This is a genomic window from Pseudomonas petroselini (genome assembly GCF_045037875.1).
In the GTDB taxonomy this organism is placed as follows: domain Bacteria; phylum Pseudomonadota; class Gammaproteobacteria; order Pseudomonadales; family Pseudomonadaceae; genus Aquipseudomonas; species Aquipseudomonas petroselini.
Map to the genome: position 1 here is coordinate 6,674,858 of NZ_CP173614.1, position 25,302 is coordinate 6,700,159.

22 protein-coding genes are annotated in these 25,302 nt (G+C 59.0%); 11 read left to right on the forward strand and 11 right to left on the reverse strand.

What is annotated here, in order from left to right; translation table 11 throughout:
* The first annotated feature begins 64 nt into the window (after window positions 1-64).
* Window positions 65-1,150, forward strand: coding sequence for a type I restriction endonuclease (locus tag ACI512_RS30870; RefSeq protein ID WP_236383671.1), 1,086 nt, complete (start codon window positions 65-67; stop codon window positions 1,148-1,150).
* A gap of 100 nt (window positions 1,151-1,250) precedes the next feature.
* Here ACI512_RS30870 and ACI512_RS30875 read toward each other — a convergent pair whose 3' ends face one another.
* Entirely contained in the window at window positions 1,251-1,553 is a 303-nt protein-coding gene (locus ACI512_RS30875; protein WP_405121926.1) for a DUF3077 domain-containing protein, read from the reverse strand.
* A 102-nt stretch (window positions 1,554-1,655) separates the two neighbouring features.
* Between ACI512_RS30875 and ACI512_RS30880 the strand changes: the two genes are divergently transcribed.
* Window positions 1,656-2,012 (forward strand): hypothetical protein, encoded by a 357-nt coding sequence (locus tag ACI512_RS30880; protein ID WP_236383672.1) that lies wholly within the window; start codon window positions 1,656-1,658, stop codon window positions 2,010-2,012.
* Between the two features lie 70 nt (window positions 2,013-2,082).
* The gene (locus tag ACI512_RS30885) at window positions 2,083-2,571 is read left to right on the forward strand and encodes a GreA/GreB family elongation factor (RefSeq protein WP_064053091.1); all 489 of its coding nucleotides are present in this window, start codon (window positions 2,083-2,085) and stop codon (window positions 2,569-2,571) included.
* Here the strand turns inward: ACI512_RS30885 and gdhA are convergent.
* Together gdhA and ettA are read right to left on the reverse strand one after the other, a co-directional pair.
* Window positions 2,568-3,905: an NADP-specific glutamate dehydrogenase gene (gene gdhA, locus ACI512_RS30890; protein ID WP_236383673.1), complete on the reverse strand. Its 1,338-nt coding sequence runs from the start codon at window positions 3,903-3,905 to the stop codon at window positions 2,568-2,570. The genes ACI512_RS30885 and gdhA overlap by 4 nt on opposite strands.
* Before the next feature lie 259 nt (window positions 3,906-4,164).
* Entirely contained in the window at window positions 4,165-5,829 is a 1,665-nt protein-coding gene (gene ettA, locus ACI512_RS30895) for an energy-dependent translational throttle protein EttA (protein WP_015885979.1), read from the reverse strand.
* Window positions 5,830-5,992: 163 nt separating this feature from the next.
* Here ettA and ACI512_RS30900 point away from each other — a divergent pair, with 163 nt between their 5' ends.
* The 3 genes from ACI512_RS30900 to glyA all read left to right on the forward strand — a co-directional run bounded on the left by ACI512_RS30900 (window position 5,993) and on the right by glyA (window position 12,055).
* The gene (locus tag ACI512_RS30900) at window positions 5,993-6,604 is read left to right on the forward strand and encodes a LysE family translocator (RefSeq protein ID WP_405121482.1); all 612 of its coding nucleotides are present in this window, start codon (window positions 5,993-5,995) and stop codon (window positions 6,602-6,604) included.
* A 116-nt stretch (window positions 6,605-6,720) separates the two neighbouring features.
* Entirely contained in the window at window positions 6,721-10,572 is a 3,852-nt protein-coding gene (locus ACI512_RS30905) for an EAL domain-containing protein (RefSeq protein ID WP_329616552.1), read from the forward strand.
* A gap of 229 nt (window positions 10,573-10,801) precedes the next feature.
* Window positions 10,802-12,055, forward strand: a complete 1,254-nt coding sequence (gene glyA, locus ACI512_RS30910; protein WP_015885982.1) for a serine hydroxymethyltransferase — start codon at window positions 10,802-10,804, stop codon at window positions 12,053-12,055.
* A gap of 118 nt (window positions 12,056-12,173) precedes the next feature.
* Here the strand turns inward: glyA and yjiA are convergent, their stop codons facing one another.
* The 3 genes from yjiA to ACI512_RS30925 all read right to left on the reverse strand — a co-directional run bounded on the left by yjiA (window position 12,174) and on the right by ACI512_RS30925 (window position 15,561).
* Entirely contained in the window at window positions 12,174-13,133 is a 960-nt protein-coding gene (gene yjiA, locus ACI512_RS30915) for a GTPase (protein ID WP_015885983.1), read from the reverse strand.
* Between the two features lie 148 nt (window positions 13,134-13,281).
* Window positions 13,282-13,479, reverse strand: coding sequence for a YbdD/YjiX family protein (locus tag ACI512_RS30920; RefSeq protein ID WP_003176208.1), 198 nt, complete (start codon window positions 13,477-13,479; stop codon window positions 13,282-13,284).
* A gap of 15 nt (window positions 13,480-13,494) precedes the next feature.
* Window positions 13,495-15,561 (reverse strand): carbon starvation CstA family protein, encoded by a 2,067-nt coding sequence (locus tag ACI512_RS30925; RefSeq protein ID WP_015885984.1) that lies wholly within the window; start codon window positions 15,559-15,561, stop codon window positions 13,495-13,497.
* 174 nt (window positions 15,562-15,735) lie between these two features.
* Here ACI512_RS30925 and ACI512_RS30930 point away from each other — a divergent pair, with 174 nt between their 5' ends.
* Window positions 15,736-16,104 (forward strand): PilZ domain-containing protein, encoded by a 369-nt coding sequence (locus tag ACI512_RS30930; protein ID WP_231808048.1) that lies wholly within the window; start codon window positions 15,736-15,738, stop codon window positions 16,102-16,104.
* Between the two features lie 9 nt (window positions 16,105-16,113).
* A complete protein-coding gene (locus ACI512_RS30935; protein ID WP_064053086.1) occupies window positions 16,114-16,860 on the forward strand; it encodes a sulfite exporter TauE/SafE family protein in 747 nt (248 codons plus the stop codon).
* 27 nt (window positions 16,861-16,887) lie between these two features.
* Here the strand turns inward: ACI512_RS30935 and ACI512_RS30940 are convergent, their stop codons facing one another.
* From ACI512_RS30940 to katB, 4 genes are read right to left on the reverse strand one after another with little or no spacing between them, the layout of a single operon-like run.
* Window positions 16,888-17,622 carry a hypothetical protein gene (locus ACI512_RS30940; protein WP_236381979.1) on the reverse strand — a complete coding sequence of 245 codons (735 nt, stop codon included), beginning with the start codon at window positions 17,620-17,622 and terminating at the stop codon, window positions 16,888-16,890.
* Between the two features lie 16 nt (window positions 17,623-17,638).
* Window positions 17,639-19,006: a DNA repair protein RadA gene (gene radA / locus ACI512_RS30945; protein ID WP_003235145.1), complete on the reverse strand. Its 1,368-nt coding sequence runs from the start codon at window positions 19,004-19,006 to the stop codon at window positions 17,639-17,641.
* Between the two features lie 35 nt (window positions 19,007-19,041).
* Window positions 19,042-19,581 (reverse strand): ankyrin repeat domain-containing protein, encoded by a 540-nt coding sequence (locus tag ACI512_RS30950; RefSeq protein ID WP_236381981.1) that lies wholly within the window; start codon window positions 19,579-19,581, stop codon window positions 19,042-19,044.
* Between the two features lie 58 nt (window positions 19,582-19,639).
* Window positions 19,640-21,181, reverse strand: coding sequence for a catalase KatB (gene katB / locus ACI512_RS30955; protein ID WP_064053083.1), 1,542 nt, complete (start codon window positions 21,179-21,181; stop codon window positions 19,640-19,642).
* A gap of 287 nt (window positions 21,182-21,468) precedes the next feature.
* Here katB and mscL point away from each other — a divergent pair, with 287 nt between their 5' ends.
* The gene (mscL, locus tag ACI512_RS30960) at window positions 21,469-21,888 is read left to right on the forward strand and encodes a large-conductance mechanosensitive channel protein MscL (protein ID WP_015885990.1); all 420 of its coding nucleotides are present in this window, start codon (window positions 21,469-21,471) and stop codon (window positions 21,886-21,888) included.
* Window positions 21,889-22,125: 237 nt separating this feature from the next.
* Here the strand turns inward: mscL and ACI512_RS30965 are convergent, their stop codons facing one another.
* Window positions 22,126-22,902 (reverse strand): ferredoxin--NADP reductase, encoded by a 777-nt coding sequence (locus ACI512_RS30965; RefSeq protein ID WP_236381043.1) that lies wholly within the window; start codon window positions 22,900-22,902, stop codon window positions 22,126-22,128.
* Between the two features lie 377 nt (window positions 22,903-23,279).
* Between ACI512_RS30965 and ACI512_RS30970 the strand changes: the two genes are divergently transcribed.
* The gene (locus ACI512_RS30970) at window positions 23,280-23,990 is read left to right on the forward strand and encodes a LuxR family transcriptional regulator (protein WP_015885992.1); all 711 of its coding nucleotides are present in this window, start codon (window positions 23,280-23,282) and stop codon (window positions 23,988-23,990) included.
* Between the two features lie 158 nt (window positions 23,991-24,148).
* On the forward strand, window positions 24,149-25,273 hold the full coding sequence (locus ACI512_RS30975) for a class I SAM-dependent methyltransferase (protein ID WP_093544276.1): 1,125 nt from the start codon (window positions 24,149-24,151) through the stop codon (window positions 25,271-25,273).
* Window positions 25,274-25,302 lie beyond the last annotated feature (29 nt).

Below are 25,302 nucleotides of genomic sequence, written 5' to 3' on the forward strand. Positions count from 1 at the left end.
TATCGGGTGGCAATCAAATTGCCATCCCATCTATACACGGATCTGAATAGGTAAGAGGCTCACTATGGATTTCTTCGAAAAGCTAACCAGTTTGGCAGCAAAAGTTCGGCTACAAGGCCCTGCCATTCAAACAGAAGAAGCGACAAAAAATGCTTTCGTAATGCCTTTCATCAACACCGTGTTGGGCTACGACGTATTTGATCCACAGGAAGTAACGCCAGAATTTGTCTGTGATGTAGGGACGAAGAAAGGTGAAAAAATAGATTACGCGATCATGAAAGAGGGTGAAGTCCAAATACTCATCGAATGCAAAAAAATTGGTGAGTCATTGAGCATCAACCATGCCTCACAGCTTTTTCGGTATTTTCATGTTACGAGCGCAAGGATCTCAATTCTCACCAACGGCCAGGTCTACAGGTTTTTTACCGACTTGGACGCCCCCAACAAAATGGACGAGAAGCCATTTCTAGAGCTGGACCTGCTGGATATTGACGAGTACGCGGTACCGGAGTTGGTCAAACTCACCAAGTCGGCTTTCGATGTTGACTCCATCATCAATGCAGCCGGAGAGCTGAAGTACGTCAGCCAGCTTAAAAAGCTCATTGGCATTCAGGTAAGCAAACCAGAAGACGACTTCGTGAAGTTCTTCGCATCCCGTGTTTACGAGGGTGTCATCACGCAAAAAGTGCGTGAGCAATTTTTTGAACTGACCCGAAAAGCGTTAGCGCAATTTCTGAACGACCAGATCAACGATCGGCTGAAGTCGGCGATGAGTGGCGCGATCCAACCGACCATGGCATCAATCCCCATCGCGAACAGCGCGAATGCAGATGCGCAGGACAGGGACGAGTCCGAAGATAAGATTCTAACTACGCTTGAAGAACTGGAGGGTTACCACATCGTTCGCGCCCTCGTCCGATCCGTAGTCGATGCAAAACGCATCGTTCAACGAGATACCCAGAGCTATTTTGGGATACTGCTAGACGACAATAACCGCAAGCCCATCTGCCGACTTCACTTCAATCGAAGCCAGAAGTACATCGGGATATTCGATGAGGAAAAAAATGAGACCCGACACGCTATTTCATCTATCGATGAAATTTACGAGTATGCGGATCAACTGAAAAAAACTGTGGGCTATTACGACTGACAGTCGCGCCTGGATGGCCGGAGTCATCGATAAACCTCGTGGTGAACAGGCCTGCCCTGCGCAGGGCAAGCCTGCTCACCACAAAGGCAGTGCCGACCTATTAGCCTGGTGGCGTCATCGCTTGGGTCAGGTCATCCACGACTGCCTTGCCCATCTCACACAGATAGTGAGCGGCCCAGGCGTATTGCTCACCACGCACATCCATGGCGGCTTCCATGGCGAGTTTCTTGGAGTAAAAAAGCAGGGTGGAGGCGTGCTCCAGTGCTTGATCAATCGGCATGCCGGAATTGACGCGGAATAGAGGTTTCTCGTTTTCGCCGTAGTCGCCAAATGTGACGACGCCGAGGGTGGTGATTGAGGACAGGGGTGGGTCGGGGACGACGTTAAGGGAATCGTCGTTGATAGCCCTTTAGCCCAACACCTTTCTCACGCGCCTTTCACACCTCCTCGACAAATCCCCTTCTAGACTCTCCCTATCAGCCGTGAAACGGCCAGGGAGTACGCCATGTGGCGGTCTGCGGTATTGCTGTGTGTGTGGGTGGGGCTGTCGGGTTGCCAATCGACCCATCAGGATTTACTGGCCAAAGGTTACCCACCGGCCTTTGCCGATGGTTTTGACGATGGCTGCAGCAGTGGTCGCCAGGCAGCTGGCGTCATCAGCGGGGAGTTTCGCAAGAACGTGCCGCGTTATCTCAAAAACCGCGAATACGCCGAAGGCTGGGAAGATGGTTTTCGCCAGTGCAAAGCCATGCGTGAGAATGAAGAGCTGCGTGACTACAAAGACAATCACTGGGACGACCGCGACCGCGCCTGGCAGCACGAGAAAGACCGCGACGCAGCCCGGGCCTATCGCGCGCAATAGGTCGTTTTCAGACATCCATCGAAACTAAAGCGCGGCGACCATGGCCCAAGCTCCATAGAGGGAGAACGTCATGAGCCGAGCTTTTGTAAACGAAGACAACGCCGCCGCCCAGGCCGACCAGCCGGTGGAGCGCCAGGTCAGTGAGCAGCCCAACCGCCTCACCGCGCAAGGGCTGGCGCAGTTGCAGGCCAAGGTTGCGCAGTTGCAGCACGCATACAGCATCGAATCCGCCAAGGGCGATAAACAGCGCCAGGCTGACCTTGAACGGGATTTGCGTTACTTCAACCAGCGGCTGCAAAGCGCCCAGGTCGTGGCACCGGCCACCTCCACCGACAAGGTGCAGATCGGCAGTTGGGTGACCTTCGTCAACGAACAGGACGAGCAGCAGCGTATCCAGTTGGTTGGCGAAGACCAGGCCGATGCCAACGCCGGCTTGATCAACTGGGGCTCGCCCCTGGGCCGCGCATTGCTGGGCGCTCAGGTGGGCGACGAAGTGCTGTGGCAGCGCCCCGTCGGCGATCAGTTGATCGAAGTGCTGCGCATCGAGCCCGAGGTTTAGACGATGCCTTGGGCCAACATCGCGTCGGCGACTTTCACAAAGCCCGCGATGTTCGCGCCTTTGACGTAGTTGACCCGGCCGTTTTCCTCACCGTAGTGCACGCAGGCATGGTGGATCGACTGCATGATGTTGTGCAGCTTGCTGTCCACTTCACCCGCGGTCCATAGCAGGCGCATGGCGTTCTGCGACATTTCCAGGCCACTCACGGCCACGCCGCCGGCGTTGGATGCTTTGCCGGGCGCGAACAGAATGCCCGCGTCGATAAAGATATCCACAGCCTCCAACGTAGTCGGCATGTTGGCGCCTTCGGCCACGCAGAGGCAACCGTTGCGCAGCAGGGTGCGGGCGGCTTCGGCGTCGAGTTCGTTCTGGGTGGCGCAAGGCAGCGCGATATCACAGGCCAATTCCCACGGGGTTTTACCGGCGCGGAATTCCAGGCCGAAACGCGCGGCCAATTCGCTGATGCGACCACGCTGGACGTTTTTCAACGCCAGCAGGGCTGACCATTGCTTCTCGGTCAAACCGCTTTCGGCGTACAGGGTGCCTTCGGAGTCGGAGAGGGAAATCACTTTGCCACCCAGGTCCATGACCTTGCGCGCGGCGTACTGCGCGACGTTGCCGGAGCCGGATACCGCCACGCGCTTGCCTTCCACCCGCTGACCATTGCGCTTGAGCATTTCTTCGGCGAAGTACACGCAGCCGAAACCCGTGGCTTCGGGCCGAATCAGGCTGCCGCCGTAGGTCATGCCCTTGCCGGTCAGCACGGAGGTGAACTGGTTGCTCAAGCGTTTGTACTGGCCGAACAAAAAGCCGATCTCGCGCGCGCCCACGCCGATATCGCCGGCCGGTACGTCCACATCTGCGCCGATATGCCGGTACAGCTCGCTCATGAACGCCTGGCAAAAGCGCATGACTTCGGCGTCGCTCTTGCCCTTGGGGTCGAAGTCGGAGCCGCCTTTGCCGCCGCCCATCGGCAGTGAGGTCAGGGAATTCTTGAAGGTTTGCTCGAAGGCGAGGAACTTCAACACGCCCAGGTTCACCGATGGGTGGAAGCGCAGGCCGCCTTTGTACGGGCCAATGGCGCTGTTCATCTGGATACGGAAACCGCGATTGACCTGGACCTTGCCGTGATCATCCACCCAAGACACCCGAAAGGTGATCGCGCGTTCCGGCTCGCAGAGGCGCTCCAGGATGCCCGAGGTCAGGTAGTGGGGGTTGGCTTCAAGAAACGGCCACAGACTACGTAGGACTTCTTCTACGGCCTGGTGGAATTCTGGCTGGTCAGGATCGCGTTTCTTGAGGCGGGCAAGGAAAGATTCCACGGATTCGATCATGAAAAGTCTCGGCAGATTGATTGTTTTTAAATGAGATTGAGCCGGACCTTAGCAACTCGAATCGCACCTGAAAAGCGCAAAATGTCGCCTTTGTGAATTTAAATGGTGCATTTGATATAAATACACGCGCTTACTCGCACCAAAAAAGGGATATCAACTCAGGGCACGCACCAATAGTTAAACCGCCTCGGTCTTCCAGAAAAGACGCAAAAAAAAGCGGAGCCCCGAAGGCTCCGCTCTTTCACACCACCCACCCAGATCAGGCGAGTTTTTTGTGGCGTACACGGTGCGGCTGGGCAGCGGCTTCGCCCAAACGCTTTTTACGGTCCGCTTCGTACTCGGTGTAGTTACCTTCGAAGAACACCGCTTGGGAGTCGTCTTCGTACGCCAGGATGTGGGTCGCGACGCGGTCAAGGAACCACCGATCGTGAGAGATCACAATGGCAGCGCCCGGGAAGTCCAGCAGGGCTTCTTCCAGGGAACGCAGGGTTTCAACGTCGAGGTCGTTGGACGGTTCGTCGAGCAGCAGCACGTTGCCGCCCTCTTTCAGGGTCAGGGCCAAGTGCAAGCGACCGCGCTCACCACCGGACAGGTCCTTGACGAACTTCTGCTGGTCGCCGCCCTTGAAGTTGAAACGGCCGACATAGGTACGCGACGGGATTTCATAGTTGCCGATACGGATCTGGTCGGAACCTTCGGAAATCTGCTGGAACACTGTCTTGCTGCCGTCCAGGTCTTCACGGCTCTGGTCCACACAGGCGAGCTGCACGGTTTCGCCGACTTCGATAGTGCCTGAATCCGGCGTTTCCTTACCCATCAGCATGCGGAACAGGGTGGACTTACCCGCGCCGTTACCACCAATAACGCCGACGATCGCGCCTTTTGGCATGGAGAACGACAGGTTGTCGATCAACACGCGGTCGCCATAGCCTTTGGAAACGTTCTTGAATTCGATGACCTTGTCACCCAGGCGCGGGCCGGCCGGGATGTAGATCTCGTTGGTCTCGCTGCGCTTTTGGAATTCCTGCGATTGCATTTCTTCGAAGCGTTGCAGACGTGCCTTGGATTTGGACTGGCGGGCCTTGGCGCCTTTGCGCACCCACTCCAGTTCTTCCTTCATGGCTTTTTCATGCGCCGATTGTTGCTTGGATTCGGCAGCCAGACGGTCGGACTTGGCTTCCAGCCAACCGGAGTAGTTGCCCTCGTAAGGGATACCGGCGCCGCGGTCGAGCTCGAGGATCCAACCGGCAACGTTGTCCAGGAAGTACCGGTCGTGCGTGATCGCAACCACGGTGCCCGGGAAGTCGTGAAGGAAATGTTCCAGCCAGGCGACGGAATCGGCGTCCAAGTGGTTGGTAGGCTCATCGAGCAGCAGCATGTCGGGGGCCGACAGCAGCAGGCGGCACAGGGCCACACGACGTTTTTCACCCCCCGACAGGAATTCGACCTTGGCGTCCCAGGCCGGCAGGCGCAGCGCGTCGGCGGCGACTTCCAGCTGGCGCTCCAGGTTGTGACCGTCGCCGGCCTGCAGGATGGCTTCAAGCTTGGCCTGTTCCGCTGCCAGCTTGTCGAAGTCGGCATCCGGTTCGGCGTAGGCGGCATAGACTTCATCCAGGCGCGCCTGGGCGTCCTTGATGACGCTGACGGCCTCTTCGACCACTTCACGTACGGTCTTGGTCGGATCCAGGATGGGTTCCTGTGGCAGATAGCCGATGTTCAGGTCGGGCATCGGGCGGGCTTCGCCTTCGAACTCAGTGTCGACGCCGGCCATGATTTTCAGCAGCGTGGACTTACCCGAACCGTTGAGGCCGAGCACGCCGATCTTGGCGCCAGGGAAAAAGGACAGCGAAATATTTTTCAGGATTTCCCGCTTCGGAGGGACAACTTTACCCAGCCGATGCATGGTGAAGACGTATTGAGCCAAAATGTGGACCTCATGAAAAAGTGAGAACAGGCCTACGTAGCGTCATGGCGCGGTACATAGCATTGCGAATCCTCAAGGTTAACCTAAGTGACCGAGCGTATCGAAATCTATCTGTTAGATTAGCCGGCCATCCCCCCCTCAGCGGTTTCAGGAAACAACCTTCATGCTCAGCGTCATGTCTGCACTCGCGTTGCTGCTGTTAATGCCGGGGCCCACTAACACATTGCTATTGCGCTCGGGATTACTCACCGGGTTCAGGCGCGCCTGGCCACTGAGCCTGCTGGAATGCCTGGCGTATCTGGTGCAAATATCCTTTTGGGGCTACCTGCTCAGCCATCTGGGCGACAGCGCGCCATGGGGGCTCAAGCTCGTGCAGTTCGCTTCGGTCTGTTATTTGATCAGGACTTCCTACCTGCTGTGGTGCAATCCCGACGAAACACTCCACTCCCCGCCTGCAGCACGCGTATCCAAACTGCATTTCTTTTTGCTGACGCTGATCAACCCCAAGGGATTGCTGATCGTCTCGTTCATCGTCCCGATGCAGACGTTTGCCGACGTGAACCTGTATGTGCAGTTCGTCGCACAATTCACGCTGGTGGTGATACCGGTGGGGTGCACCTGGGTACTGTTCGGTGCCCGCATCAAACGAGGCGGATACGCCTGGTTGACGCCCCACACCATCAACCGCGCGGCCTCTGTGGTGATCAGCCTCTTCACGCTGGCGATCCTGACCCGGCTGGCAGACAGCCTGATCCATACCGGCAGCGCGCTTTAGTCCCCGCCAAGCGGGGCTGGCACTTTGCCACAAGTCAAGGCATGCTAGCCGCCCTCCGGGCGTCCGGCTTATAGTGCACGTCGCGCGCCAGTCCAGCCAAACCGCAGGATCACAGCTTGTCCAAAGTCACGCCGCCAACTCCCCTGCGCGCCGCTCATATTGCGCCGGGAGCGCCCCTGCACGGCACCCTCAAAGGCGCATTGGCGACGCTCGTCCTCATGCTGCTCGCCTTATTGTTCTGGCAACTGCTGGACCAGCTGCAGCAAAACCAGAAGAACCAGCAGCAATACACCATCGACTACAGCGCCGACCTGGCTGAACAGATCAGCCTGAACATGGCCCTGAGCGCAAAAATCGCCCTGAACCTGCTGCCGATGATCGAACCACCGCGCGACAGCGAACAGCAACAGGCGTTGATGCGCACCCTGCAGCGCTCGCTGCCGGAGCTGCGCAGCCTCGCCCTGCTCGCCCCCAGCGGCGCGGTGATCAGTGACAGCGCCAGTGACAGCCAGGACAGCGCCTTGCTCGAGGAGTTGGTGCAGCGCAGCCACGGCCAGTCCTACTACCTGAGCAACAGCAACGACGGCACCCTCATCTATCTATTGCTGCACCAGCCCAGCGGTGGCTCGAGGGTTTACTGGGCGCTGCGCCTGTCGCCCAATTACCTGGCAAACCTCACACGCCAGGACGGCCAGGGCCTGCGCCCCATGTGGGCCATCGAGAATCGCCTCAACCACCGCGTCATCAGCCGCGACAGTGGTATGCCGGCGCAGTGGACGTCCGCCCTCACCCCGGACGAACTGAATAAAAGCGTACTGGTCACGCCCCTGAGCAAAAGCGATTGGCAGTTGCGCGGGTTGTTCGACCGCACCGCCGTGCTGGAACAACTGCTGCCGGCGTTCATCGGCAAATGCCTGCTGGGCCTGGCCTTCTCGCTGATCCCGGTAATCGTGCTGCTGAACATGCGCCGTCGCCAGCGCCAGGTGCATGAAGGGCGGCGACGCTACCAGGATATTTTCGAAGGCACCGGCGTGGCCCTGTGCGTGCTTGACCTGTCAGGCCTGAACGCCTTCTTCCAAAGGACCCCACTGGAGACTCGCGAGCAACTGCACGCCTGGCTGCAGGACAACCCCGATGAGCGTCAGCAACTGCTCAAGGAACTGCGCATCACCGAGGTCAACCAAGTGGCGGTGCGCCTGCTCAACGTGGGGTCTTGCGAGGAGGCCTGGGAGCGCCTGATCGATGACTGCCCGCGCAACGCCACCTCCATCGGCTACCAGATCCTCGAAGCCGTGCTGACCCAACAGCACCAGTTGGAGCTGGAAATCCAGCTCAAGGACATGGCCGGTAACGAGCAGTACCTGTGGCTGGTGATGCGCCTGCCGGAGCAGCAGGACGACTCCAAGGCCGTGATCCTCAGCATCAGTGATATCACCAGCCGCAAGCTGATCGAGTTGTCGTTGGTGGAGCGCGAGAGCTTCTGGTCGGACGTGGTGCGCACCGTCCCCGATCACCTGTACGTGCAGGACGTGATCAGCCAGCGCATGATTTTCAGCAACCACCATTTGGGCCACACCCTCGGCTATAACAAAGCCGAACTGCAGCAAATGGGCGAATACTTCTGGGAAATCCTGCTGCACCCCGAGGACGCCGAGCACTACCACGACTTGCGCCAGCAACAACGCCAGGTCGGCTACACCACCCAATTGCAATGCCAGCTGCGCTTTCGCCATCGCAACAACCAATGGCGGCGTTTTGACATCCGCGAACAGGCCCTGGCCCGCGACAAGTCTGCGCAGATCACCCGCATCATCGGCGTGGCCAAGGACATCACCGATCAGATCGAAGCCAGCGAATCCCTGCGCGACAGCGAACAGCGTTACCGCATGCTCGCCGAAAGCATCAGCGACGTGATCTGCTCCACCGACAGCCAGTTGGCCCTCAATTACATCAGCCCTTCGGTCAACGCCGTGCTGGGCTATGACGTGGATTGGGTGTTCAAGAACGGCTGGCAGTCGATCATCGCCAACCCGCAGCAATTGACCGGCATTTATAGCCTGGTGGAACAGGTCAGCCGCGCCTTGGGCGATATCGAAGCACTGAATAAGCTGCGCGATGAGATCCAAACCCAACTGTTCCTGTTCGACTGCCTGCGCGCTGACGGTCGCAAAGTGCCGATCGAGTTACGCCTGGTGCTGGTATGGGACGAACACGGCGCCTTCGAAGGCATCCTTGGCGTGGGCCGCGATATCAGCCAGCAACGCCGTGCCGAGAAAGACCTGCGCATGGCGGCCACGGTCTTCGAACACTCCACCTCGGCGATCCTGATCACCGACCCCGCCGGTTACATCGTGCAAGCCAACGAGGCGTTCAGCCGGGTCAGCGGCTATGCGGTCAGCGATGTACTCGACCAGTTGCCGAACATGCTCACCGTCGACGAACAGCAGGAAGCCCACCTGCGCTACGTGCTCAAACAGTTGCACCAGCACAGCACCTGGGAAGGCGAAGTGTGGCTCAAGCGCCGCAATGGCGAGCATTACCCGGCCTGGGTCGGCATTACCGCCGTGTTCGACGACGAAGGCGACCTGGCCAGCTATGTGTGCTTCTTCAGTGATATCAGCGAGCGCAAGGCCAGCGAGCAGCGCATCCACCGCCTGGCCTACTACGACGCCCTGACCCACCTGCCTAACCGCACGCTGTTCCAGGACCGCCTGCACACTGCGTTGCAGTCGGCCGAACGGCAGAAGTCGTGGGTGGTGCTGATGTTCCTCGACCTCGACCGCTTCAAGCCGATCAACGACTCCCTGGGCCACGCCGCCGGCGACCGCATGCTCAAGGAAATGGCCACGCGCCTGCTGGGCTGCGTGGCCGAAGACGATACCGTAGCGCGCATGGGCGGCGACGAGTTCACCTTGCTCCTGCAACCGCGGATCAGCCGCGAAATGGCGCTGAACCGTGCGATCCATGTGGCCGAGCAGATCCTCGCCAGCCTGGTGAAACCGTTCGTACTGGAAGGCCGCGAATTCTTTGTGACGGCCAGTATCGGCATCGCCCTCAGCCCGCAGGACGGCAACGAGCTGAGCCAGTTGATGAAAAACGCCGACACCGCGATGTATCACGCCAAGGAACGCGGCAAGAACAATTTCCAGTTCTACCAGGCGGACATGAACGCCAGCGCCCTGGAGCGCCTGGAGCTGGAAAGCGACCTGCGCCACGCCCTGGACCAGAACGAATTCGTGCTCTATTACCAACCGCAGTTCAGCGGCGACGGCAAACGCCTGACCGGCGCCGAAGCCTTGCTGCGCTGGCGTCATCCACGACGTGGCCTGGTGCCGCCGGGGGATTTCATCCCGGTGCTGGAAGAATTGGGCCTGGTGGTGGACGTGGGCGACTGGGTGATCAGCGAAGCCTGTCGCCAGCTCAAGACCTGGCACCAGAACAAGGTCCGCGTGCCGAAAGTCTCGGTGAACATCTCGGCGCGGCAGTTCTCCGACGGGCAGTTGGGCACGCGCATCGCCACCATTCTCAAGGACACCGGCCTGCCGCCGGCGTGCCTGGAGCTGGAGCTGACCGAAAGTATCCTGATGCGCGAAGTCAACGAAGCCCTGCATATCCTCGACAGCCTGAAAAACCTGGGCCTGAGCATTGCGGTCGACGACTTCGGCACGGGTTATTCGTCGCTCAACTACCTCAAGCAATTCCCCATCGATGTGTTGAAGATCGACCGCACCTTCGTCGATGGCCTACCGTCCGGCGAACAGGACGCACAGATCGCCCGCGCGATTATCGCCATGGCCCACAGCCTGAACCTGGCCGTGATCGCCGAGGGCGTGGAAACCCATGAGCAGCTGGACTTCCTGCGTGAGCATGGGTGTGACGAGGTGCAGGGCTACTTGTTCGGGCGGCCGATGCCGGCGAATCGGTTCGAGGCGCAGTTCAGCAATGATGCGCTGTTCATGTTCGACTGAAATTCTGCGGTGAGGCTACTGGCCTAATCGGGGGCAAGCCCCCTCCCACAGTTGAATGTGTTCACAGATCAGAATGTGGGAGGGGGCTTGCCCCCGATTAGGCACTCACAGCCACCGCCTATCCCAGATGAGCCCCGCTTGTCCGCGACATGATGTCCTTTCATATGCCATCTAAAACCCATTGGGTTAGAATGCCCTCCTTTTCTGCCCCCGATCCTTGAGGACCGCCATGTTCAGCCGTGATTTGACTATTGCCAAGTACGACGCCGATCTCTTCGCCGCCATGGAGCAAGAAGCCGTGCGCCAGGAAGAGCACATTGAGCTGATCGCTTCGGAAAACTACACCAGCCCTGCGGTGATGGAGGCTCAAGGTTCGGTTCTGACCAACAAGTACGCCGAAGGCTACCCAGGCAAGCGCTACTACGGTGGTTGCGAGTACGTCGACGTGGTTGAGCAGTTGGCCATCGACCGTGCAAAAGAACTGTTCGGCGCCGATTACGCCAACGTCCAACCGCACGCCGGTTCCCAAGCCAACAGCGCCGTGTACCTGGCCCTGCTGCAAGGCGGCGACACCATCCTGGGCATGAGCCTGGCCCACGGCGGTCACCTGACCCACGGCGCCAGCGTTTCGTCCTCCGGCAAGCTGTACAACGCCGTTCAATACGGTATCGATGCCAACGGCCTGATCGACTACGACGAAGTCGAGCGCCTGGCGGTCGAGCACAAGCCAAAAATGATCGTGGCCGGTTTCTCTGCCTACTCGCAGATCCTGGATTTCCCACGCTTCCGCGCCATCGCCGACAAGGTGGGCGCGTACCTGTTCGTTGACATGGCTCACGTAGCCGGTCTGGTCGCCGCTGGCGTCTACCCGAACCCGGTGCCTTACGCTGACGTAGTGACCACGACGACCCACAAGACCCTGCGCGGTCCACGTGGCGGCCTGATCCTGGCACGCGCCAACGCCGAGATCGAGAAGAAGCTGAACTCCGCCGTATTCCCTGGCGCCCAAGGTGGCCCGCTGGAGCACGTCATCGCCGCCAAAGCGATCTGCTTCAAGGAAGCGCTGCAGCCTGAGTTCAAGACTTACCAGCAACAAGTGGTGAAAAACGCCCAGACCATGGCCAGCGTGTTTATCGAGCGCGGCTTTGACGTGGTGTCCGGCGGTACTGAGAACCACCTGTTCCTGCTGTCGCTGATCAAGCAGGACATTTCCGGTAAAGATGCTGACGCTGCCCTGGGCAAAGCCTTCATCACCGTGAACAAGAACTCCGTGCCGAACGACCCACGTTCGCCGTTCGTGACTTCGGGCCTGCGCTTCGGCACTCCGGCGGTGACCACTCGCGGCTTCAAGGAAGCAGAGTGCAAGGAACTGGCTGGCTGGATCTGCGACATCCTGGCTGACCTGAACAACGAAGCCGTGATCGACGCGGTGCGTGAGAAGGTCAAGGCCATCTGCAAGAAGCTGCCGGTGTACGGCGCTTGATTGCAGTTGCTTGACTAAAAAGCCCGGCGCTTGAGCCGGGCTTTTTTATGCTTGAAAACACTGCATTCTCAACCTGTGCAAGCCCCCTCCCCCATTTTTGACTGTGTTTCAGGTCAAGTCAGGGTTGATAGACCTTTGCAAACCCTTCGCGAATCTTGTCTTCCGGCAATTCGTCGGCAATAAACACAATCACACTCTCCCGTGCCTCGCCTTCGGCCCACTCGGTATCCCAATCGAAACCGTAGAGCTTAAGCACACCCTGGAACACCATGCGCCGGTCTTCCCCGGCGATGTTCAACACGCCCTTGTAACGCAGCAATTGCTTGCCATGGTCTTCCAGCAGTTCGTTCATAAACTCACTGAGCCGGTCGATATCCAGCGGTTCCTCGGTACGCAGCACCAGGCTGGAAATACGGTCGACGGACGGCGCGGCGCTCACCGGGCGCAGGCTCATGCCGGCGTTGAGGTTGAAACCGCGCACATCGAGCAGTTCAGCCAGGTCAATGATGCCATGGTCCACCACGCGTATCGGCGCACGGCGGTTGATGCGCGTGAGGCGTTCGCTGAGCGCATCGAAGGTGGCGTCATCCACCAGGTCGCGTTTGCTCACCAGCAGGCGGTCGGCAAAACCGATCTGGGCCTGGGCAATGGTCTGGGTCAGGTGATGTTCAGCGTGGGCTGCGTCCACCAAAGTGATGATGCCATCGAGGATGTAGCGCTCGCGCAGTTCCTCGTCGATGAAAAAGGTCTGGGCCACGGGGGCGGGGTCGGCGAGGCCGGTGCACTCGATCACCAGGCGGTCGAAGGCGATCTCGCCGCTGTCCAGGCGCTCGAGCAGCAGGTACAGGGCTTTGGTCAGGTCGGTGTGGATGGTGCAGCACACGCAGCCGTTGGACAGGGTCATGACTTGCACCGGTTCGGCACCCAAGAGCTGGGTGTCGATACCGGCGTCACTGAATTCGTTTTCGATCACGGCGATTTTAAGGCCATGCTCGGCCTTGAGCAGGTGGCGCAGCAAGGTGGTCTTGCCGGCCCCGAGGAAGCCGCTGAGGATGGTTACTGGAATGGGAGAGGACAAAATATTCTCCTTGGAGGAATACAAAAACAAATGTGGGAGGGGGCTTGCCCCCGATAGCAGTGTGTCAGGCACTGGTATGTCACTGACACATCGCTATCGGGGGCAAGCCCCCTCCCACAATAAACCACTGCTAGCCCGGGTTACCGAGTCAGCAGCACTTGGGCCCACCCTTGCCGCCGTAACGGGCCTCTTGGCGTTCCCGAAAGAACGCCTTGTAGTCCATCATCGGTTTGTCCGGGTGCTTGGTTTGCATATGCTCGACGTAGGTGTCGTAGTCGGGCATTCCGACCATCAGGCGCGCGGCCTGACCGAGGTATTTACCGAGGCGACTGATGTCATTGAACATGGTTGCAATCCTCAATCACGCGTCCGGAACAGCCTGGAACGGGGCTTCTTTATCCGTACGTTCTTTGTTGCCCCAGGCGGCGACGCCGACCTTGAGCGCATAGAACAGGATGCTGAATACCACGAACAGGAACAGCGCCGTCAGCGTTGCGTTGGTGTAGGCGTTCCAGATCACGTGCTGCATCTGGTCGATGTTCTTGGCCGGGGCCAGGATCTGACCATTGGCCAACGCATCGCTGTACTTCTTGGCCAGCGACAGGAAGCCGATCGCCGGGTTGGCGTCGAACAGCTTGATGAAGCCCGCGGTGGTGGTGCAGATCAGCAGCCAGACGGCCGGCAGCATGGTCACCCAGATGTAGCGTTGGCGTTTCATTTTGATCAGCACAACGGTCGCCAGCATCAGCGCGATACCCGCCAGCATCTGGTTAGAGATACCGAACAGCGGCCACAAGGTGTTGATGCCGCCCAGTGGGTCGATCACGCCTTGGTACAGCAGGTAACCCCACATGGCCACGCAACCGGCGGTCGCGATCAAGTTGGCGGTCCATGACTCGGTGCGTTTCAGCGCGGGCACGAAGGAGCCCAGCAAGTCCTGCAGCATGAAGCGACCGGCACGGGTACCGGCGTCGACGGCGGTCAGGATGAACAGCGCTTCGAACAGGATCGCAAAGTGGTACCAGAACGCCATGGTGTTTTCACCCGGCAGTACGCTGTGCAGGATCTGCGCGATACCCACCGCCAGGGTCGGTGCACCGCCGGCACGCGCCAGGATGGTGGTTTCACCGATGTCATGGGCCACGGCCGACAGGGCTTCAGGGGTAATTGCAAAACCCCAGCTGCTGACGGTTTGCGCCACGGTCACCACGTCGGTACCGACAATAGCGGCCGGGCTGTTCATGGCGAAGTAAACGCCGGGCTCGATCACCGAAGCGGCAACCATCGCCATGATGGCCACGAACGACTCCATCAACATGCCGCCATAACCGATGTAGCGGGCATGGCTTTCGCTGGCCAACAACTTGGGCGTAGTGCCCGAAGAAATCAGCGCGTGGAAACCCGAGACCGCGCCGCAGGCGATGGTGATGAACAGGAACGGGAACAAGCCGCCCTTCCACACCGGGCCGGTGCCGTCGATGAACTGGGTCAGTGCCGGCATTTTCAGGTCGGGCATGGTCACCAGGATGCCGATGGCAAGCGCGATGATGGTGCCGATTTTCAGGAAGGTGGAGAGGTAGTCACGCGGCGCAAGGATCAGCCACACCGGCAGTACCGCTGCAACGAAACCGTAGCCGATCAGCATCCAGGTGATCTGGATCCCGGTGAAGGTGAAGGCCTTGGCCCACACCGGATCAGCAGCAATCTGCCCACCCAGCCAGATCGAACCCAGCAGCAACAGCACGCCAATGATCGAGATTTCACCGATGCGGCCCGGGCGGATGTAGCGCATGTAGATGCCCATGAACATCGCGATCGGGATGGTCGCCATCACGGTGAAGATGCCCCACGGGCTCTCGGCCAGGGCCTTGACCACGATCAGCGCCAGCACCGCGAGGATGATGATCATGATCAGGAAGCAGCCAAACAGCGCGATGGTGCCGGGGATGCGCCCCATCTCTTCGCGAACCATATCCCCCAGGGAACGGCCGTTACGACGCGTGGACAGGAACAGGATCATGAAGTCCTGCACCGCACCGGCCAGGACCACGCCGGCAATCAGCCAGAGCGTGCCAGGCAGATAGCCCATTTGCGCCGCCAGCACCGGGCCGACCAGCGGGCCTGCACCGGCAATCGCGGCAAAGTGGTGACCGAATAGGATGTGTTTGTTGGTCGGCACATAGTCCAGACCGTCGTTGTTGAGCACTGCGGGGGTGGCCCGCCGTGGGTCGAGTTGCATCACATTGTTAGCGATGAACAGACTGTAGTAACGGTACGCAACCAGGTAGATGGCCACAGCCGCGACCACAATCCACAAGGCGTTGATCGCCTCGCCGCGGCGCAAGGCCACTACGCCTAGGGCGCACGCGCCTACAATTGCCAGCACCAGCCAGGGTAGGTGGCGTAGCAGGCTATTATTATTTTTCATTTTTATATTCCAGCCAGGGTGGACAGAAAGGACAGCCATCCGGAGTTTAGCGCTACTGGCCTTAAAGGCCACCCCCCTACGTTGGTCTAGAGCCTTCTAGGGGCAAAAAAAGCAGAAATAACGGCCCGATGATGGCGCAGGGCTACAATCCTTTTAACCACAGAGGGTTTCACCATGACCGAGCAGCCGTCTGACCGCCGTCGTTTTCGCCGGATCGCCTTTGATGCCAAGACCGAGCTTCGGCAAAACGGGCGCGAATGGCCAGTGCAATTAGTAGATTTGTCGCTGAAGGGCCTGTTGGTGCAACGGCCCGAAGACTGGAAGGGCAATAAGGCGCTGCCGTTCGATGTCGACATACGCCTGGACCCCAAGGCGCATATAAAGATGCAAGTGAAGCTCACTCATGAGGATCATGGGCAACTGGGTTTTGTGTGCAAAGACATCGATCTGGAGTCGATCAGCCACTTGCGGCGGCTGATCGAGTTGAATCTGGGCGACCAGGAAGAGTTGGAGCGAGAGCTGGGTGCTTTGCTGGAGGTATGACCCCCCATTATGGTTGAGCATGAATGGCTGACAGGCGCTGGATTGGTGCTGCTGGGTGTTATAACGGGTTTTATCGGAACCAATACGGGAGGCAGTGTATTTCTAACCGTTCCAGTGATGATCTGGCTTGGGATACCCCCTCAGTCTTCGATAGCGACCGCTCGCCTGGCTTCGGTAGGCACTATGTTCGCCGGCTTGAGGCACTTTCATAACAGTGGAAAAGTGGATTACAGGCTAGCGGCCCCCGCGGCGGCACTTGGGTTGGCGGGCGCCTTGATCGGTGCAAGTCTGCTCGTGCAAATAGACCCCGCGCTGCTGCATAAAATCATTGGCGGCCTGACGCTACTCTTGGTGGCACTTTCACTCATCAGGAAGCCTCATTCGCCGAAGGCCACCCCCTCATCGCTCAGGCGCTTTTGCGGCTATGTACTGTTTGTTCCCGTGGGCATGATTGGCGGTTTATTTGGCGGCCAAGCCAAGTTATCAACTTATTTGTATATTATTTTTTTTAAAAAAACGATCAGTGAATCAATTGGCACTCGGAAAGTCGGAGGTCTCATCCTCTCCGTTGGCTCGTTAATAATATTCGGTATCAGCGGCATCATTAATTGGCAGTACGGATGTTGCCTGATCATAGGCACGCTGGTGGGCGCCAATGCGGGCGCCAAGTTTGCTCTACAGAAAGGCGATAAGTGGATGGAGAGCGCTTTCAATGTCGTCGTCGTCGCCTTGGCGTTGAAAATGCTCTTCTGGTAACGGTTCTCTCACGGGAAAAACGACAGTTCAGGGAAATGCCGTACGCGTGGGGAAGTCGCTTTCCGTGTCCCAGTAACCCGCTTTCTGGCTCACCGCGACCTGCCACTGCCCATCCACAAAACGATAGGTTTGGTAGCGGGTGGCAAAATCATCCTCGCCATCACCGTCCATAAATGAAGAAACTTGCAGCAGCTCATCCGCGCCACCTTTGACCGCCGATGCAACCCGCCACGCGGCCTTGCCGGTCTGGGCCAAGGTCAGCGTTTTGACCTTGCCGTCAGCGTCCTTGTAACTCATAGGCTCAAGTTTTTGCTTGGCCGGCAGCAGCAGTTGAGTCGCTGGGCCACTGTAACTCCCCATTGGCGCGGTCTGATCAATGATCAGAAAATACACCGCGTCCGGCAGGCCTTTGAGCGGGGCTTTCTTGACCTCGGCCAAAGGATAACCGAGGTCGTCGTGCGCGACTAAATCCCCCGACGCCGACAGCAATCGCACCTGGGCTCCGAGCAGCGGGTTTTCTACCAGGTCACCGGGTTCGTCGAACGATTCCTCATCCAGGCCACTGCCCCAACTGTCCTTGTGCATCTGTGCGCTGATGCGTTGATCTTCGAGTACCTGCAAGACGCTGCCGTCTTGCGTCACTAGTTTTTGGGCCAGGCGGTAACCGGCCGGCAGCTTGGCCGTGTCGGCCCACGCCATCGCAGGCAACCCGGCCAAGGCGATAAACAAGGCGATTACGCCCCACCTACTCGATCGTTGCATTGCATCCATCCTTGATCTACTCGAAAAGTGCATCCAACGCCTGCTCCAAGCGCGTCACCCCAATAATCTGTATCCCCGGCGGCGACTCCTTCGGCGCATTACCCTTGGGCACGATGGCGCGCTTGAAGCCGTGCTTGGCTGCTTCCTTGAGGCGCTCCTGGCCGCTGGGCACCGGGCGAACTTCCCCCGACAGCCCGACTTCGCCAAACACCAGCAGGTCATGAGGCAACGGCCGATTGCGCAAGCTCGACATCACAGCCGCCATCAACGCCAGGTCGGAGGCGGTTTCCAATACCTTGACCCCGCCCACTACGTTAAGGAACACGTCCTGGTCGTGGGTCGGAATACCACCGTGACGGTGCAGCACCGCCAGCAGCATCGCCAACCGGTTCTGATCCAGGCCCAGCGTCACGCGGCGCGGGTTGGCCAGATGGCTGTCATCCACCAATGCTTGCACTTCCACCAGCATCGGGCGAGTGCCTTCCCACGTCGCCATCACCACGCTGCCTGGGACTTCTTCCTGGGCGCGGGTCAGAAAAATCGCCGACGGGTTGGAGACTTCTTTCAATCCGCGGTCAGTCATGGCGAACACGCCCAACTCATTCACCGCGCCGAACCGGTTCTTTACCGCTCGCAGCAAACGCAGGCGGCCATCGGATTCACCTTCGAAATACAGCACGGTGTCGACCATATGCTCCAGCACCCGTGGCCCGGCCAATGCGCCCTCTTTGGTCACATGGCCGACCAGGAAGATCGCCGTGCCGCTCTGCTTGGCATACCGCACCAACAGCGCGGCGCTCTCACGCACCTGGGATACACCGCCCGGCGCCGATTGCAGTTGCTCGGTGAAAATCGTCTGGATCGAGTCGATCACCATGACCTTGGGTTTTTCGATCCGGGCCGTGGCGATGATGCTTTCGATGCAGGTTTCGGTCATCACCCGCAGTTGGTCCTGGGGCAAGCCCAGGCGGCGGGCGCGCATAGCGACTTGTTGCTGGGATTCTTCGCCCGTGACATACAGCGCCGGCATGCGGCTGGCGATGCTGCACAGCGTCTGCAACAGGATGGTCGACTTGCCGATACCAGGGTCACCGCCGATCAGCACCACCGAGCCGTCCACCAGGCCGCCGCCCAACACGCGGTCGAGCTCACCGGAGGCTGTGGAGAAGCGCGGGATTTCTTCGACGCTGACTTCGGCCAGGGTCTTGATCTGCGCCTGCTGGCCGGTCCAGCCGGCACGGCCGGTGGGAGCCGCCGCGCCGCCGCTTTCGATCATGGTTTCAGTCAGGGTGTTCCACGCGCCGCATTCGGTGCACTGGCCGGCCCACTTGGGAAAGGTCGCGCCGCACTCGGTGCAGCCGTACATGCGCTTGGCCTTTGCCATTTGAGAACCTCCAACTGAAAAAACGCGATGATAGCTCAGCGCGGCGCCGGGGTCCGGATTTCACCGCTGGCCAATCGTGAAGCACTGTTGCCGATCGGGTCTTCAGCATTGAGGTCCGCGCCCTTGGCTTTGAGTTCGTCCAGCAACTCGACACGCTTGAACAGCCCGGCGTACATGGCCGCGGTCTGCCCGGCGCCGTTGCGCTGGTCGGGGTTGCAGTCGGTGGTGAGCAGGCGCTGGGCAATCTTCAGTTCGCCTTTGAAAATCGCCCCCATCAGCGCGGTGTTACCACGTTTATCCTGCACGCAGGCGTCGGCGCCGGCGCTGAGCAGGCGTTCCACGAACGGGCCCTGCCCGTGGTAGGCGGCGAGGATCAGCGCGGTGTAGCCCTTATCGTCCTGAGTGTTGAGGCTGTAGCCGGAGTCGATAAAGGTATTGAGCATGTCGATATCGCCCCGCCGGGCAGCGTCGAAATAGTAGTCCTGCAACTGGGCCTTGAGCGCCACCGGGTCAGGGGACTCGGCCTGGGCGACGAAGGCCAGCATGGCCATCAGCAAACCGATAGAGATACGCATGAGGTGTTCTCCTGCAAGGGTCGACGCCCAGGCATGGGCGTCGACCGCAACCAACGGATCAGTCAGTCAGTTTTTCAGCCAGCGCTTTCACGCGCGACAGGTCACCTTTGGCGACCTTGGCCACGCCAGTGCCGTATTCCGGGTCGGCCTTATAGAGGAACGACAGGATGATGTGCTTGCTTTCGTCATCCGTGGTGGCCAGGGAGCCGCCGAAGTTATCGATCAGGTCCTGACGCTCTTTGGGGCTGTAAGAGCGATACAGGTCACCGGCCTGCTTGAAGTTCTGCTCGCGCTGGATCTTCGCTTGCTGGGTGCTGCCCGACAGCGCCGACTGGCTGTAACGCGCGGTCTGTGGCTCTTCGCGAGGTTCCAGGCGGCTTGGCTGGTAGTTCACTCCGCTGGTGGTCTTGCCAGTATTGAGTGCACCGTCCTGGTTACCGTTGTTGACGGTCACCCGTGGCGCGTTGATCGGCAGTTGCAGGGCGTTGGCGCCCAGGCGGTACATCTGGGTGTCGGCGTAGGAGAACACGCGACCTTGCAGCAGGCGGTCTTCCGACGGCTCGATGCCCGGCACCAGGTTGGCCGGGGCCATGGCCACCTGCTCGGTTTCCTGGAAGACGTTGGCCGGGTTACGGTTCAACACCATCTGTCCAACTTTGCGCTCGGGCACATTCGGCCAGATCTTGGTGGCGTCCAGCGGGTCGAAGTCGAACTTGGCCAGGTCTTCAGGCTTGAGCACCTGCACGTACAGGTCCCACTTGGGGAAGTCGCCCTTGTTGATATGGGTGACCAGGTCGTTGGTCATGTGGCTGTAGTCACGCCCCTGCACTTCGGTGACTTGCTTGGGATCAAGATTCTTGATGCCTTGCAGGCTCTTCCAGTGGAACTTGACGTAGTGCACCTCGCCCTTGGCGTTGATCAGCTTGTAGGCGTGCACGCCGTTGCCGTCCATCTCCCGGTAGCTGGCCGGGGTGCCGGAGTCGGAGTACAGCTCGGTGAGCGTACGGGTGGACTCGGGTACGTGGGAGAAGAAATCGAAGCGACGGGAATCGTCATCCAGGTTGGTGCGCGGGTCCGGCTTGAAGGCGTGGACCATGTCCGGGAACTTGATGGCATCACGGATAAAGAACGTCGGGAAGTTGTTGCCGACCAGGTCCCAGTTGCCGTCGGCGGTGTAGAACTTGGTGGCGAAACCGCGTGGGTCACGCAGGGTTTCCGGGGAGTGGTTGCCGTGGACTACGGCGGAGAAGCGCACAAACACCGGGGTGGCTTCGCCGGCTGCGAATACCTTGGCCTTGGTCAGGTCGCTGAGGCTGTCAGTGACGGTGAAGGTGCCGTGGGCGCCGGTGCCACGGGCGTGTACCACGCGCTCGGGGATGCGCTCGCGGTCAAAGCGTTGCAGCTTTTGAATAAGCTGCACGTCTTGCAGCAGCACCGGGCCATTAGCGCCGGCGGTCTGCGAGTTCTGGTTGTCGCCGACAGCGGCACCATTATCGCGGGTCAGGTTAGCGGCTTGCACTGAGAGGGAAAGCAGGCTGGCGGTCACCAGTACCAGCGCGGTTCGCGCTGCAACAGGCCCGCGGGTCATTGGGGTTTTCATCAGGGTTTCCTCTGGTTTTTTTAGTGCACATTCAGTTGTGCTTGCCAGAGGCTAGTGACCCGAGCGCCAGAAGATAAATAGAAAAGCCATACCGACCCGATTAATAAAATAATCTGGTAACCCACTGATGCCACGCGTATTTCGCGCGCGATTGGTGGCACTTTGCAAACTATTTGCGATTTAATGTGTCGATTAAAGCTAACAGTGTTAGCGGTTGTGTCAGGCAAGCCCGCTACGACTGACTTACACTAAGTGCCACCCTTCTCATCTGTAACAAGGAATAACCTATGGGCGTGATCAGTGAGTTCAAGGCCTTCGCGGTCAAAGGTAATGTGGTCGACATGGCCGTCGGTATCATCATCGGCGCAGCCTTCGGCAAAATTGTTTCTTCGTTTGTAGGCGACGTGGTGATGCCGCCCATTGGTCTGTTGATCGGTGGCGTGGACTTCGGCGACCTGGCGATCACGCTCAAGGCGGCGCAGGGCGATGTGCCTGCGGTGGTGCTGGCATACGGCAAGTTCATCCAGAGCGTGATCGACTTTGTGATCGTCGCGTTTGCGATCTTCATGGGGGTCAAGGCGATCAACCGTCTGAAGCGTGAAGAGGCGGTAGCGCCTAGCCTGCCACCGACGCCGACCAAGGAAGAAGTATTGCTGGGTGAGATCCGCGATCTGCTCAAGGCGCAGAATGACAAGCCGCTTCCGTAAGTACAGGCTTGGAAAAAAGGCGCCTGCTTGAGGCTAAGCCAGTCAGTTAAGAAGCAGCAAGAGCGAACAGTAACCTGTGGCGAGGGAGCTTGCTCCCGCTGGACTGCGCAGCAGTCCCAGTCTTTTGAAACAAAGAGCTGGGGCCGCTTCGCGACCCAGCGGGAGCAAGCTCCCTCGCCACAGGTACGGTGCTCACCCTTAACTGACTGACATTACCTGCTTGAGGCGCCTTTTTTATTACCAGTAGTTTTCCACGGCCACCTGGCCAGGGCGGCGGCTCAAGCTCAGATTCATGTCGCGCTGTTTGAGCAACTGCCGCGTGTCATCGACCATCTGCGGGTTACCGCAAATCAGCACGCGGGAATACTCCGGGGTCAGTTCGACGCCAGCCGCGCGCTCCAGCTCGCCATTTTCGATCAACGTGGTAATACGCCCATTCAGCGCGCCCGGATGTTGCTCACGGGTGACGATAGGGATGTAGGTGAGCTTATGCGCATGCTCAGCCAGGTACTCGCGCTCGCCCAGTGCCTTGATCAGCGACTGATAAGCCAACTCCCTGGCTTCCCGCGCGCTGTAGACGAGGATGATGCGCTCGAATTTCTCCCAGACTTCGAAGTCCTGCAGGATCGACAGGAACGGCGCCACGCCAGTACCGGTGCCCAACAGCCATAAGTCGCGACCATCGACGAAGCGATTCAAGGTCAGGAACCCCGTGGCCTGGCGCTCCACCATCAAGGTATCGCCCACTCTCAGGCGGCTCAGTTCACTGGTGAACTCACCCTCCGGGACGACGATCGAGAAGAAATCCAGGTGCTCATCAAACGGCGAAGACACCAAGGAATAGGCGCGCCATACGGTGCTGCCATCCGCCTTGGTCACCCCCAGGCGCACGAACTGGCCGGCGGTAAAACGAAAGCCTGGGTCGCGGGTGGTGCGCAGCGTAAACAGGCTGGGGGTCAGCGATTGCACATCGAGCAAGGTCTGGCGGGTAAATTTCTCAGCACTGGCCGTCATGGGGGGCTCCGTTCTACAGGTGCCCTAGTGTCCCTCAAAGTCGCTCGCATAAACACCTACAGCAGGTAGTGGCATGATAGGCCCACAGGGTAGTGGCAATTTAACACCCACTAAACAATTGGCTATTAGCCCGTATCCCAGCATCGCAAACTTACTGTTAGTTGAGCGTTACAGGTTTCTCAACCCACTAAAAAACCGCTAAAAATCCATTATTTTTTTGAGACTCACTAAACGTCTTGTGAAAAAATTCTTAAACATCATCGTGCAAGAGCGAAAATTTCCTCTCCAGATGTAGGCCTTGTCCTACACTCATTCCCGTACAGCGTTGGGGGTCCAGGACGTACCCCAAGTCAGAGAAAACCCATGGAGAGTTACCAATGCTTAACTGGCGAAACACTAGACTCCCCAAACTGGAAGGCGAGAACGAGATCACCAGTGTATTTGAGATGGTTATCAACCAAACGTATGAACTCGGCTTCCAATATTGTTCCTTCAAAATGAGCTCGCAGGTATCCGAAAACCAAACCAATCCGATTGAATTCACCAACTATCCGAAAGAATGGACGACCGTGTATAACCAAGCGCGCTACTTCGATGTAGATCCCGTTGTTAAACACTGCAAGCGATGTGTATTGCCCGTCGTCTGGGAGGGAACCCTATTTAAAGATGCACCCAGCCTATGGTCCTTGGCCCAAACCTTAAATGTGAACGTGGCATGGACCCAGGCCGTGCATGATTTCCAGGGTGTGTTCAGCATGCTGACCCTGAGCCGTGGCACCGACGATGTAAGCCCGGTAGAGTTGTATGAAAAGGCGGGCCACGTCTTGTGGCTGTGCCATGCCATGCATGCCGTCGTGGCGCAAAAATACGCCGGTAAACCCAGTGCCCTGCCACCGAGTAAGCTGACGCCACGGGAAACTGAAATTCTCAAGTGGTCCGCCATGGGCAAGACAGCGTCGGATATCGCTACCATCCTTTGCCTGTCGGAGCGTACGGTGGGGTTTCACATCAGCAGTACGTTCAAGAAACTGGGGGTCAATAACAAGATTGCCGCCGTGCTCTGTGCCTCCAAAGCGGGGCTGTTCTAACCGTGCAGAAACACCGCATGTAATCGCTCTGAAAAAAACGTAACATTTACGCCCGGTTCTGAGTGATGAGCAGCCCCCCAGGTGCCGCTCGACGTTCGCTCAGACGGTTCGGCCCATGACTGCCGAACACCCATCGTTTACCCAGAGCCTGTCCCGCCATGCCCCTGCTCGAAAGCCCTTTCGCCCAGCTCGATCTGATCCGCCAGCCAGAGCAACATAACGATCCGCTGCAAGCCTTCGACGCCGCCGACGAATACCTGCTGAGCCATTTGGCCGATCAAACGCCGAACGCCAGCACCCGCGTGTTGGTCCTCAATGACAGCTTTGGCGCCCTGGCCGCCAGTCTCGAAGGCAAGGTGCAGGTCACCTCCAGCGGCGACTCGTTCCTCGCGGCCCAGGGTCTGGAGAAAAACCTGGTGCGCAATGGCAAGACGTTTAACGCCGTGCCGTTCATTCCCGCCAATCAGACCCTGGCCGGGCCTTTCGATCGCGTGCTGATCCGCGTTCCGAAAACCCTGGCCTTGTTGGAAGAACAACTGATTCGCTTGCAGGGCCAACTGGCACCGGGTGCCGAAGTCATCGCCGGGGCGATGATCAAGCACTTGCCACGGGCGGCGGGCGAATTGCTGGAGCGTTACATCGGGCCGATGCAAGCGTCGCTTGCGGTAAAAAAGGCGCGTTTGCTGATCGCCTCCGTTGAAGACCGCCCCGTTGCCGTCTCGCCCTACCCCACCCGCTACACCGTGGACGCACCGGCCATTGAATTGCTGAACCACGCCAATGTGTTCTGTCGCGAAAGCCTGGACATCGGCACCCGCGCGTTCCTGCCACACCTGCCGAAGAACCTGGGCAGTGCCCGCGTGGCAGACCTGGGCTGCGGCAACGGCATACTGGCGATCGCCAGCGCGCTGCAGAACCCCGAGGCGCACTACACCTTGGTGGACGAATCCTACATGGCCGTGCAATCGGCGCAGGAAAACTGGCACGCCGCCCTCGGCCAGCGCGAGGCGGTCATACGCGCCGGCGATGGCCTGGCAGGGCAGGCGCCCGACTCGCTGGACGTGGTGCTGTGCAACCCGCCCTTCCATCAGCAACAAGTGGTCGGTGACTTCCTTGCCTGGCGCATGTTCCAACAGGCACGGGACGCCCTGGTGGTAGGCGGCGCCCTCTATATAGTCGGCAACCGTCATCTGGGTTACCACACCAAGCTCGCGCGCTTGTTCCGGGGTGTCGAGCAAGTCGCCACCACGCCAAAATTCGTGGTCCTCAAAGCGCGCAAATAAAAAAACCCTGCTTCTCTTGCGAAAAGCAG